The organism is Mesorhizobium sp. CA7 (assembly GCF_020165015.1).
Classification (GTDB): domain Bacteria; phylum Pseudomonadota; class Alphaproteobacteria; order Rhizobiales; family Rhizobiaceae; genus Mesorhizobium.
The window spans coordinates 99,727-111,983 of sequence record NZ_JAIUHH010000013.1 but is presented as its reverse complement, the minus strand read 5'-3'; the positions used below and the strand labels follow the sequence as shown (position 1 = coordinate 111,983).

The 12,257-nt window shown below is 58.7% G+C and carries 9 protein-coding genes; 1 reads left to right on the top strand and 8 read right to left on the bottom strand.

Going from position 1 to position 12,257, the window contains the following annotated elements; all coding sequences use genetic code 11:
- Nucleotides 1-11: 11 nt before the first annotated feature.
- The 8 genes from LB552_RS21125 to LB552_RS21090 form a co-directional block, all read right to left on the bottom strand.
- Nucleotides 12-1,706 (bottom strand): type I secretion system permease/ATPase, encoded by a 1,695-nt coding sequence (locus LB552_RS21125; RefSeq protein WP_140839502.1) that lies wholly within the window; start codon nt 1,704-1,706, stop codon nt 12-14.
- Between the two features lie 336 nt (nt 1,707-2,042).
- A complete protein-coding gene (locus tag LB552_RS21120; protein WP_224609969.1) occupies nt 2,043-2,756 on the bottom strand; it encodes a N5-glutamine methyltransferase family protein in 714 nt (237 codons plus the stop codon).
- Between the two features lie 45 nt (nt 2,757-2,801).
- Nucleotides 2,802-3,068, bottom strand: coding sequence for an acyl carrier protein (locus LB552_RS21115; RefSeq protein ID WP_095768673.1), 267 nt, complete (start codon nt 3,066-3,068; stop codon nt 2,802-2,804).
- A gap of 54 nt (nt 3,069-3,122) precedes the next feature.
- Nucleotides 3,123-4,676, bottom strand: coding sequence for a class I adenylate-forming enzyme family protein (locus tag LB552_RS21110; protein WP_176477101.1), 1,554 nt, complete (start codon nt 4,674-4,676; stop codon nt 3,123-3,125).
- Nucleotides 4,673-6,691: an asparagine synthase (glutamine-hydrolyzing) gene (gene asnB, locus LB552_RS21105; protein WP_224609968.1), complete on the bottom strand. Its 2,019-nt coding sequence runs from the start codon at nt 6,689-6,691 to the stop codon at nt 4,673-4,675. The genes LB552_RS21110 and asnB overlap by 4 nt, the downstream gene beginning before the upstream one ends.
- Before the next feature lie 2 nt (nt 6,692-6,693).
- Nucleotides 6,694-7,677 (bottom strand): NAD(+) synthase, encoded by a 984-nt coding sequence (gene nadE / locus LB552_RS21100; protein WP_181174700.1) that lies wholly within the window; start codon nt 7,675-7,677, stop codon nt 6,694-6,696.
- Nucleotides 7,674-10,412: a non-ribosomal peptide synthetase gene (locus LB552_RS21095; RefSeq protein WP_224609966.1), complete on the bottom strand. Its 2,739-nt coding sequence runs from the start codon at nt 10,410-10,412 to the stop codon at nt 7,674-7,676. Before LB552_RS21095 ends, nadE begins: the two co-directional genes overlap by 4 nt.
- A 409-nt stretch (nt 10,413-10,821) precedes the next feature.
- A complete protein-coding gene (locus LB552_RS21090; protein WP_224609964.1) occupies nt 10,822-11,250 on the bottom strand; it encodes a hypothetical protein in 429 nt (142 codons plus the stop codon).
- A 795-nt stretch (nt 11,251-12,045) separates the two neighbouring features.
- Here LB552_RS21090 and LB552_RS21085 point away from each other — a divergent pair.
- Nucleotides 12,046-12,228: a DUF768 domain-containing protein gene (locus LB552_RS21085; protein ID WP_095768678.1), complete on the top strand. Its 183-nt coding sequence runs from the start codon at nt 12,046-12,048 to the stop codon at nt 12,226-12,228.
- Nucleotides 12,229-12,257: the final 29 nt, after the last annotated feature.

The window sequence follows — 12,257 nt, the reverse complement described above, 5'->3', positions numbered from 1 at the left end:
GGAATAGAACCTCAAGCGTTGCCGGCATTTTTTTGCAGCGGAACGACTGCCGGCTGGGGGAAGGGGCGGACGACATTTGAGAGAACATCTTCTCGCGGGCCAAATGCGTGGACCATCCCGTTCGACATGACCAATACCTGATCGATATTGACGAGCGCAGAGGGGCGATGCGCCACGACGATCACGATACCGCCACGCTGACGCACCGCCAGGATCGCCCCCGCCAACGCAACATCACCGTCTGAATCCAAGTTAGAATTCGGTTCGTCGAGCACGACAAGAAACGGATCGCCATAAAGTGCCCTGGCCAGGCCGACCAGTTGCCTCTGCCCGGCCGACAGGGCCGTCCCGCCTTCGCCGATTCGTGTTTGGAATCCTTGAGGCAATCGCATGATCATCTTGTCGACACCAGCCGCTCGAGCGGCTGCCATGACGCCTTTTGGGTCGCTCTGGCCACCAAATCTCGAAATGTTGTCGGCAACCGTTCCATCGAACAGTTCGACATCCTGCGGCAAATAGCCGATATGAGCACCGAGCAGTTCCGAACTCCACTGATCGAGAGCAGCGTCGTCCAATCGAACCGTTCCCCGAATTGGCTTCCATACTCCGACCAGGGCACGCACCAGCGTTGTCTTCCCGGAACCGCTAGGGCCGACGACTGCCATCCCAGCGCCGCTCGCCAGGCGAAAGCTTACATTTAGAACCGTCGGCCGTTGTGCGCCTGGGGGGGCTATCGTCAACTCCTCGACGGAGAGTTGCCCCCGCGGGCTGGGAAGCTCCATAGGAGCGCTTTGGCTACCGAAAGCATCCAGCGCTGCAGTCAAGTCGGAATAGCTTCGGCGCGCGGCCAGAAATCCTCTCCAGTTTGCGATCGCGGCGTCGACCGGCGCCAAAGAGCGGCCAAGCAATATCGAAGACGCGATGATCACACCCGGGGAAGCGTCCCCCCCGATCACCAGATAAGCGCCCAGCCCGAGTACACTCGATTGCAAGGCCATCCTGAGTGTCTTCGACAATGATCCGGTTCCGCCCACGATGTCGGAGAGCCGTTCCTGGTTCTTGAGATAGGCATGGCTGACTTCTCCCCAGCGTCGGCCAAGCCTGGCGGAGAGACCCATCGCCTGAACGACTTCCGCGTTGCGGCGGCCGGCATCGGCAAGGACGCGTTGCGCGACCAGTGTTTCGGAAGTTCGGGCTGCGGGGCCGCGGCCGGCAATTTCTGCGACCACGGTCAAAAGCACGACAACAACGGCGCCGACGGTTGCCAGTAGCCCAAGGGAAGGGTGCAACAGGTAGATGACCACCATGTAAAACGGCATCCACGGGGCGTCGAAAAAAACCGTCGGCCCCAGGCCGGAGAGAAAGCCGCGCAGCTGGTCCAAGTCGCGAAGCGGCTGCACCCGGTTCGCGTCCTGCCCGGCGACCAGGGGCACCGACAGCGATATGGTGAAGGCCTTCTGCTGCAGATTTCTGTACAGGCGATTGCCGATTCGAACCAGCAAGCGAAGCCGCACGAAATCGAGCAGCCCGTATATGGCATAGAGGCCCAGCATGCCGACCGTAAATCCCACGAGCGTCGGAACGCTCTGCGAGGGAAGCACACGGTCATACACCTGCAGCATGTAGACGGAGCCGGTCAGGGCTAGAATGTTTATCACCGCCGAAAAGAGACCAATGCCAACCAGCCCGGACCAACAACCCGACATGGCTGAGAGCAAATGTTGCGTACGATGTTCCCTCACGACGCGCGATCTCTCACTCGAGATTGTCGCACGGCCTCGTGGACGCTGTCAGCGTAGGACAAGATCTTACCTTTCGTTGTGACCCGCCCACCCCGAACATTACATCAAGCTAACATTCGTCAAATTTTATCAAAATGCAGCAAAATCGTGACGCTCAGACGCTAAATCGTGAATCGCCACGAACAAGCTGGGGATAACCGACCCTGGAAAGCGAGCGTTTATTGACCATTTGAAGGTCGACGGGGTTTGCCCTTTGTCGGATCACGTTTTGATGTCTGTTGGATGAGGAAAGTGACCTGATCAGACATTCGACGCGCGTGGTTCATCGGGGTTCTTCATATGGGCGACAACGACACGGCCCTCGCCAGCTTCGTTCGAGATCGTGCCAATATTCTCGTACGCCTTTGCGCGGTTGAGCAGACTCACGACTTGCCGGTCCTGGCCAAGGCCAACCTCGAACAGCAGTATGCCACCTGGCCGCAGGTATTGCGGCGCGTCTCTTATCACCCGCATGTGGATGCTCAGGCCGTAAGGGCCAGCCGCAAACGCCTCGCGCGGCTCGTGCTCGGTCAAGTGAGAGCGGTCGCCCTCGAGCCGCTTTTCCGAGATGTATGGCGGGTTGCAGACGATCATGTCGATCCTGCCGACAAGTTCCGGGCCGGAGAGAGGCTCAAACAGGTCGCCCTGCAGCACCGAAACGCGCCCTGCCAGTCCATGATGGTCGACGTTGCGGCGCGCGGCTTTAACGCACCCATCCGTTAGGTCGCTCGCCCAGATCCGCGCGGTGGGGGTATAGTGCGCTATGGCGCATGCCAGATTGCCGGCGCCGCAGCACATATCGATAACGCGGGGTTCTGCAGTCCTCAACTGATCCAAGGCGCCGAGGGCGGCTGTGCCCAGCAGTTCCGTCTCCGGGCGTGGCACAAGCGCGCCAGGTGCCACGAGCAACTCCAGCCCCATGAAGATGGTGCGCCCTTTGCTGTAGGCATCCTCGACGCTGATTTCTTGGCTCACGACAACCCGCTTTTCCCAATGCTGTCGTTCGGGAGACAGCTATGATCAGTTCTTTTTTCGGATGACGTATTGTGCAATCCCTTGGATGGAATCGAGGTTCTCAGGCAGAAGCTCGCTGTCTTCGACGACAATGCCAAAGGTTTCCTCAATGAATCCGATGACCTCCAGGACTCCCGTCGAGTCGACGATACCTTGGTCGAGCAGTGACGTATTGTTTTCCAGAGCCTCAGCGTCAGCAACATAGAAGTTGGACGCTAGGAATCCCCGAATTTTCTCGCTGTAAGTCTCTATCCTGTCTTCGCTGGACAACATTTTGCTTCCCCGATTAAAACAAGAAAATTGACGCCAAGTCTCGCGGAAAACGCCTCATGACAAAGCCGTCTTCTTAAGTTTTCCCGTATCTGTCATTGGCAGGCTGGGTACAATGACAATTGATTTTGGGACCATGAAATTTTCCAGGCGCCTCTGACATTCCTTCTGCAGTTGTTTCTCGTCGATGGACCTCCCTTGCTCCATCACGACGAACGCCTTCACCGCCTGCCCAAGAAGTTCGTCCGGAACGCCTATCACGGCGGCCTCCCGCACCCCTGGAATGCCAACAAGCGCGTTCTCAACCTCTTTGGGCGCGACCTTCTCGCCACGGGATTTGATGATCTCATCGCCACGACCTACGAAATAAAGGTACCCTTCCGCGTCGATCCGACAGTAGTCGCCGGTGTAGAGGACCTGTTCACCGGGCAGAGGACCAGGTTTAAGCTTCCTTGCGGTCGCCTCTGGCTTGCCCCAGTAGCCCTTCATCACGGTCGCGCCGCGGATGACGAGCTGGCCGACGACGTCGGGGCCGACCCGCTTGTCGTCGTCGTCGACGATCCACATTTCCGTGTTCGGGATCGCTATCCCGACGCTCGACGGCTTTCGTTCAAGGTCCTCTGGCGGCAGGTAGGTGCAACGCTTGCACTCGGTGAGCCCGTACATTGAATAGATGCGCGCGCTCGGAAAAAGATCCTGGAGCATGAGAATATGCTTCAACGGCAGGGCGGCCGCGGTATTCGTAACATAGCGAATGCTCGAAAAATCCTGATCCTTCAGCGATTTGAGCTCCGAGAGCGCCGCAAAAATAGTAGGCACGCCGGGGAAACCTGTGACCCGTTCTTGCTTGATCAGTCCAAGGATCTGCGCTGCAAAAGCAAACGAGCGTTCAAGCACCAGACGGGCGCCAGTGCGGAACGCCATGATCATCTGGTACAGGCCGTAATCGAATGCCAAGGGCAGGACATTGAGGATCACTTCGTCTTCGCCGAGCTCAAGATACGATGCGATCGAGGTGCAAGCCGCCATCATGTTTGTGTGCGTCAGCATCACGCCCTTGGGCTCGCCGGTAGAACCTGACGTGTAGATTATGGCGGCGAGATCAATGTCGATGCATCGGCGCGCCGGTGCCTCCCCGTTGCCGGCAATCGCAACATCCCAGCGAACCGCATGAGGCAGTTGCATCAACTCGGCGTCATCTATAGGCCCGGAGACAATCATCCGGCGCAGTGACGGGCAGTTGCGGGCCGGCTCACTGAAGACCGAGGTCAGATGGTTGTCCGTTATCAGCGCGGCTGGCAGGCAATCGTTGAGCAGGTAATGAAGCTTGTCGCTCTTGGTCAGCGGATTGACGATGCACACCACGGCATTCGCCTTGAGCACGGCCCAGAAGCTGACGACCGTCTCGACGGTGTTGTCGGCGAAGATCATCACGCGATCGCCGCGCGTCACTCCGGCGTCAGCCAGGTGTTGCGCAACGTTGTTGGCACGAGTCTCGATCTCGGCATAGGTCACGCGTTGCCCGCCGCAGACCAGCGCCACCTTGTCACCCAGCCGATCGGCCGAGTGCCTGAGATAGTCGTGCAACAGCGGTATGGCTCCATGCATCATGCCAACACCTCTTCCTTGATCTCATGGTCAACGTCGACGCTGAGCTCGATCTTCTGCCTGCCGATGGGGCGGCTTGCGATAAACTGCTGGTGAAGAAGCTGGGTAGAGAGCACGCCCACCAGCGCCATGTTGTCGGAATTGGAAAGGTCTTGGTCCACGGTCCGGGCTCGACACTTGCCCAACAGGCGCGCGACCGACTCCGCATCGAAGACGTTTGCGTCGCGCAACGCTCTTTCCGAAAGTGCCTCGCGCACATAGGCTGGTGCATTGTCGGCAACGAAGCATTGAGCGTTCGGCGCCCTGTAGGGCTGTTTCTTGCGGGCGATGATTTCCGGCGGCAGGATCGGCTCGGCCACCCGCTTCAGCACGTGCTTCTCGTCCAGAATGCGCAGCTTGTATTTGGCTGGAAGCGAGTTCGCGAGTTTTACAACGTCATCGTCGAGGAACGGGAACCGCCCTTCGACAGAGTTGCCCATCAGCATTCGGTCTCCCTGCGAGGAGAGCAGATAGCCGGACATCAAAGTCTGGATTTCGATATACTGGTCCTGTGCCAGAGAGTCCCAGCGCGAAAATTCGTCGGGCAGGCGCGCAAGGAACGCGGCGGCCGCGTTGTACGGTTCCGTCTCGGCTTTCATGTCGGCAGAAAACAACCGCTTGAGAGCGCTGGTCGTGCGCCAACGGGTGCCATGTGCGAAGCCTGGCGCATCATGGGCGTGGATATCATGTCCGAAGAACTGACGCGCCATTGCTTGCTGATGCACCGGGGAACGAGTGAGATAGGGATACAGGCGTTCCAGCAATCGCGCGCGTCTCGTCGAGGATGGTTGATGCCCCCAGAAACGGCGCACCTTCCCTTCCCGGAACAGGTCGTAGCCAGCGAACATTTCATCCGCGCCTTCGCCCGTCAGCACGACCTTGATTCCGTGCTCGCGTACCAATCTTGAAAGCAGAAGCAGTGGCGCCGGCGCGGTCCTCAGGATCGGACGTTCGGTGTGGTAGATCACCTCCGGAAAGACATCGGCGATATCGCTGCGAGAAACCGTCACCTCGTGGTGCTCGCTGCCGGTCGCGCCTGCCACCAATCGCTGGTAGCTGGTCTCGTCATATTCAGCATCGGCAAACCGCAGCGAAAACGTCTGGAAGCGGTCGCCGGCGATGCGGCTTGCCATCATGGCGACAAGCGAGCTGTCGAGTCCGCCAGACAGGTAGCAGCCAACAGGCACATCGGCCTGGTCGATCCGCAGCGCCGTCGCGGACTGCAGAGCCTCGCGCACTTCGTCCACGGCATCATCGAGCGACCCCGGGAATTCATGGCGTTCGTCGAACGCCTCCGGATAGCTGGGTTTCCAGAATGCCTGCTCACGAACGGTTCCGTTCTCATAGACCCGAATGTGGCCAGGCTTGAGTTCCCAGACCCCTTTGAATACGCCTTGCGGCGGGACCACCGTCCAGAGAGTGAACGTCTGATCAATGCCGGCTGGATCGAAGGCTCGCGGCAAAGCCGCGTCGGCCGCGAAAATGGCCTTCACTTCGCTGGAAAAATAGAGGCGCCCAGCGTGCTCGCAAAAATGCAGGGGGCATATGCCGAACCGATCGCGCGATAGCACGAGGCGGCCGGCCAGCGAATCCCAGATCGCGATTGCCCATTGCCCGTTCATCCGCTCAAAAGCGGAGTCGCCCCATTCGCGATATGCATGAACTGCCACTTCGGTGTCGCTGCGGGTGCGGAAGCGATGACCGAGCGCGACCAGCTTCTCGCGAAGCTCAACGTAATTGAAAATCTCGCCGTTGAAGACAATCCAGGTCTTGCCGCTCGTGTCGGCAAGCGGCTGTTGCCCATTCGAAAGGTCGACAATTGAAAGGCGTGCGTGGGCCAGCCCCGCGCGATTGTCGCGGTAGAGGCCGTGTTCGTCCGGACCGCGATGCACGAGCGACCCCGCCATGCGCAGAAGCGCCTCGCGCGAAGGCCGCGCCGCGGTAGCGTCCAGTGCCACGATTCCGGCTATGCCGCACACGCTCAGCCCTCGTCCATCTCGACGGCGGGCAGGGGTCTCGCGTGAAGATAACGCGCTGCGCGCCGCTTGCTTTCAATGTCCTTGAAGACTTTCTGAACCTGGTCGGGAGTGAGGCCGGCGACCGCTGCGATCTCGTTGGCAGAAATGCCGTGGTTCAGGCCATAGAGACACAAATCCGTCAGGTGATATGGCAATGCGAAATAGAACTCCTCCTGGCTTTGCGCCATGGAGAACGTATCCGTGGTTGGCGGCCTGCGCCGCACCTCAGGATCTATCCCGAGATACTCCGCGAGTTGATAGACTTGCGTCTTGTAGAGGTGGACGATCGGCAGCACGTCGGCGATTCCATCGCCCTGTTTGACGAAAAAGCCTTGGTCGTGCTCCAGCCGGTTTGGCGTGCCTGCCACCGCGTAGTTGAGACGGTCCGCGTGATAATACTCCGTCATCTTTCGCACGCGTTGCTTGTAGTTGGTGGCGGCGACGATCTGCAGATAGGTTGCGGGTGGCAGTCTGACCGTGTCGACTTTGCCATCCGGATCCTCGACCGTCAGTCTGGTAATGTTGATGCCGTTGCTTTCCAGAACCGACGCCATCACCAGCTTGCACTTCCAGCCTTGACCGTAGGCGGGAACGACGGTCCGTATCGCCTCGATCTGACGTGAATAGGCACCGATGCCCTCCAGGGCAGGCGTGATGTCTTCAACGATCGAATCGATACCAAGTTGCGACGCAACCGTTCGGCCAAGCCGCAGCGAGTCGCCGGAAGAATGGGATTCCGGCATGAATAGGCCGAGGACCTTATCTTTCCCGAACGCGCCGACGCAGAGTGCTGCGACAACGGAGCTGTCGATGCCCCCAGAGAGGCCGACAACGACGCCTCGGCGCCGGAGTGTACCAAAGACCTGTCGACGCAAGGCTTCTACGATGCGATCGACCTCGGCACGAGCGTCGAGCACCAGGGCATCCTTGCCAAACCCGGAGATCACGTCGATGACCGTTCCTCCCCCTGGCGAGATTCTTCTGGCAGATAAGTTCGGGCCACGGCCGCCTCGATGAGCGGTCGGTTGAAGGCCACGTTAGGCTCTGAGACCATGTCGATGTGGGTGCCAATGATTGGGATTACATCCAGGTCTGCGAAAGCATTGTCCCACCCGATGGCGCGAGGCATTCCAGGACGGGCGCAGCGAAATAGGGTACCGGTGATCGGCAGTCGGGGTCTTGGCGTCTGGAGCCACTGAAAAAACGCTTTTGCCCTCAAAACTTCCTGAAGCTCCAGCTTGGCCCTAAAGCTGGTCGCGTTGAATTTCTCCTGGGCATAGCGATCAAGCAAGCGGGCCAGTTGCATCTCGTAGCCCATTCGGACCACGACTTTTGCAAGGGCGCGGCAAGCCATTCTGTAGGCGGTAATACGATTGGTTCGGATTCGATGAATTGTGCGGACGACCGTCTCTCGGTAAGTGCTCCGTTCACCGAGCAGGCTGGTGTCGAGGATGCCCAGAAATTTCACATTTCGCCCGACAGCCAGCAGCCTTGAAGCAACTTCAAAAGCAACGACGCCGCCAAGCGAATGGCCGAGAAGTCGTACGTTACCTTCAGGCTGGGCGCGGCGTATCTGGTCGAGCGCGGCCTCGGCCATATCTGCTACCGAGTTTTTTCCCTGCAATATCATTGCCAGGGCGGGATACCTGATCGGGACAACCCGGGCGGTTCTACCCATGGAGGCCGCGAAGGCGGCAAGGCTAGGGCCATAGCCGACGGACCCGGGGAGCAGGAAGAGAATTGGCGGATGCTCTTTGCGCGAGCTGGCCTGCTCGTTACCTGCTTTCGCGGCCGCGACGGCCTTCACCATTTCGTCGAAATTCATTCCGACGGTGAAAGGTTCAAGGTCGATCTCCAGGCCGAGGACGCTTTCGATCTCCATGACACAATGCAGCAGCTTCAGCGAATCGCCGCCGGCGTCATCCCAACGTCCCGCGGCAACGCGCGTGTTCAGGATCTTGGTCCAGGCACGTTGCACGATCTGCTGGATAGTCCGTTCGGGTCCTGTATTCGGAGCCTGGACAATGCGGTCTTGCCTCACGCTTGCGCCGTCCAACTCGGCAAGCCTCGCCATGTCGACCTTCCCGCCCGGCAGGCGTGGAATTTCGGCAATGGCGTGCAGTCTCAATGGGCACAGAGGCGGCGGCAGTGTCGTTCGGGCAAGATGGCGGAGATCGTCCGCGAAGTTGGAAGTGGCCGGCCCGCGAGGTACGGCGAAGGCGATGAGCTCCGTTGACGCCGTCACAATCGCTACAGCGTCCTCAACGGAAGGCGCGCCACGCAAAACCCGCTCCAGCTCCGCGGGCTCAACGCGTCGGCCGTTGATTTTTATCTGACGTCCCTTGCGACCCATGATCTGTAGCAGGCCATGGTTGTCCAGTTGGACGAGATCACCCGTTTCAAAGATGCGGACGGACGGGTTCTCGGGGTCTGCAGCCACGGGCACGACGACGCCGTTCTCCCAATGGCCAAGCAAGACATACGGACTTTTTATGACAAGCTCTCCAGTCCCGCCGGGCGGCACCGGGCGTCCTTGCTCGTCGATGATCGCGAAACTAATCCCTGGAAGGAGCCATCCAACGGGAACCGAGGCAGCCTGCTCCGGCCAATCGGTCGGTACAAACCATTGTGATCCTGTCGTCTCGGTTGACGAGTAGCCGATCTGCACCAGGCAGTTGGTTGAAACGGCGTCGCGTAGCAGCTTGATGTCAGACCATGACACCTTTTCGCCGCCGATCCGAGCCACCCTGAGACTGCGGAATGCGTCTTCTGATTTGTTCGCCATAAGCGCACGCAGGAGGGCCGGCACCAGGTAAGTGACAGTCACTCCCTCGGCTTGCATCCGGTGTAAAACCGCGCGCAAGCCTACGGCTTCGACCTCAAGAAGATGCAATGTGGCGCCGGTAAGAAGGGCGGCGAGCACCTCTCGACACCCAGCGATAGTGGCCGGTCCCGTAAGAGGCAGGAATACATCCTGCGCATTGATGTGACAGGCATTTACATATTGCTGAACACGCCATAGCAGGCTGCGTTGACTGTTAACGATGCCTTTTGGCCGACCTGTACTGCCTGAAGTGTAAAGGACGATCGCGGGGGCATCCACGGATACCGGATGGAGCTTGGGAACGCGATCGCTCTTCGGTTCGCCGCGGGGCGAGACATTTATCCAGCCGACAGCTCGCGGCAGGCCCGTGGGTCGGACATCTCCATCCCCTATGATGGTCGATAACCGCGCCTCGGACACGATCGCATTGATCCTGGTATCCGGATCCCTCGTGTTCAGCGGTACCAAAGGCCGCCCTGCGGCCATGCTCGCCAGCATCGCCAATGGAAAGAAGGCCGTATTCGCAAGAAGAATACCGACGGCGTTTTCGGCGGGAGTGATGGCGAGGATGCGGCTAGCCAGTGCTTCGACAGCCGAGACGAGTTCCGAATAAGTGAAGCGGTTGGTTGCGTCGGTAATCGCCAGCTTTTCGGGATACTGACTGGCCACATTTTTCAAATGATCGACAATGGCGACATCGGCATAATCAGCGTCCATCCGCTGATAGGGGCGCAAGACAGGGCCGCCTTGGTCGAGAGCGTATTCCGGGACGTTCGTCCATTTGTTATTTGCCGCCGATTGAGAATCCGTCCGCGGATATTCAATCGCGAGTTCCGATCCTGAGTAGGCTGGTGACATGACGGGCTCACGCTATGGATAGCGTCAGTTATCGCCGCCCGCCCAAACCATTTCATCGATCATTCTGATGATGCTGGCGACGCTAGAGGTGTACATCGAAAAATTTCGCGCCCGCCTCATGGCGGCGGGGCGTCAGACTAAAGAACAGCCGTGCGACCTGGAGAGCTGATGCCGCGGCGCGGGGCGGGGCAGATTTTGCATTCTAAATGGCTCGTCTAGCGCCACGGTCTGTGTTGCCAAAAGGCATGTCGCGCTCAGCCACTCGCTTACACGATATCCACCGAGAAAATTTTGACGATAGTTACAGCGCGCAGCGCGCGATCGACTCGGTTGCTGTCCTTCGGACGGTCCTTTGGAAATACCGCAATCTATACGACCGGCGATACGACCGGTTTTGCATCGACGGCACTTAGCGAGTTCCGCCAGCGATCCTGTTTGTCCACGCGGCGATGGCCAGTCCGCAGATCGCGCCTGCAAAATCAGCAATCCAGTCGAACATGTCCATGTCCCGCGCCACCAGCGGGGTGGCCTGAAGAACCTCGATCGCCGCCCCTACAAAAAGGACGAATACAACCAGCCTCAATTTTTGCTTGGGCCAACCGAGACCGCCGAGGACCCCCAAAGTCGTGAAGGCGACCGCATGATTAAGCTTGTCGTGGCTGAACGTGAAACCCATGCCCAGCATATCGAGGATACCGCCGGGCAGCAGAGCTAACAAAACAATTCCCACCAACGCGAATGGAAAGGTCATTCTCGCCACCAGCGAGCAGGTGTCCGTTGCCGGCAAACGCGTCAGTCCTTCAATCAAGCCTGCTGAAGCTTTCTCAAGTCGCGGCAATTAACCTCATCAATTCTCCCGCTTAGAACCTCCGCCATGCCGGCGCATCGGCTAAATGAATGAGGGCCTCGGAGGTGAAAGCTCATTGGGTTTAATAACACCGGGATGTGCCTGCGTTGCCGCAGCGGACCCGATCATCCGCATGTGAAAAGGTTCACCTAGCCAGGTGTTTAGTTGCGCTATGTACGAGAGGAGAGTCGCAACGGTTTGGGGAACACGGCGTCTGGAGCAGCGGGGTGGCAGCAGCTAGCCGCCGGGCCTAGCCAGCACGGTTTTCGCAATCTCGCCAGAACGAACATATCCGTTCGGACCAATTGTGGGCGAAACATGCGAACGAACCACGTGGGTATCTAAATTTGCTACCCTGTGCGTGCTCTCGGGGTGGCAGGTGTGCAGCTGGCGCGGAGATATTCGTGGAAGAAACGGCTGTCGACAATCACTTCACCCTACCAGGGGAGTGTCACTTGGAACGAGGAAGCCGCCTTCTAGCAGGTCCAGAGCGTCCAGCGCTTCTTCGACCCGCAAATGCGCCAAAGGAATTCCGTCAACGAGCAAAACTTTTTGGTCGCCTACGTCGTAGACTTCCCAAAGCCTGTCCATTCCCCGCCGGATGGCGTGCCGTCGTTCCATGTGCGGACAATATGAGCCATATGCGAGTTTGAATAGGGAACGATCCCGGCGGTGACAAATTATAGCGTGGATAAACTGGTCAAGCTTGGTTGCACTTAATCATGGATACAATCCTGGAATGGTTTTACAGTGAGTGAACGAGGCCTGAAATTCCTTCAGGAGTGGATGGATAGCAATCTGCCGCATCATTCATCATCTGACACGATCTTAGCGCAAGAGCTTGCAAGGCGATTAACCAGCGACGCAAAAAAGGCTGGAATTCGATCAGAAGAGATCTCGGAGGAGGTCGGCAGCATCTTCTCAACGATGCTCGAGGCGCTTGGAAGTAGGGATCCCGTGCCGGATTGAGAGCAGAACGTGGGCTGCGCAACCGAAGA

Excerpts from the sequence above, each read along its gene's own strand:
- LB552_RS21125 (WP_140839502.1), bottom strand. The coding sequence starts at position 1,706 with ATGTCGGGTTGTTGGTCCGGGCTGGTTGGCATTGGTCTCTTTTCGGCG.
- LB552_RS21115 (WP_095768673.1), bottom strand. The coding sequence starts at position 3,068 with ATGTTGTCCAGCGAAGACAGGATAGAGACTTACAGCGAGAAAATTCGG.
- LB552_RS21110 (WP_176477101.1), bottom strand. The coding sequence starts at position 4,676 with ATGATGCATGGAGCCATACCGCTGTTGCACGACTATCTCAGGCACTCG.
- LB552_RS21095 (WP_224609966.1), bottom strand. The coding sequence starts at position 10,412 with ATGTCACCAGCCTACTCAGGATCGGAACTCGCGATTGAATATCCGCGG.
- LB552_RS21085 (WP_095768678.1), top strand. The coding sequence starts at position 12,046 with ATGGATAGCAATCTGCCGCATCATTCATCATCTGACACGATCTTAGCG.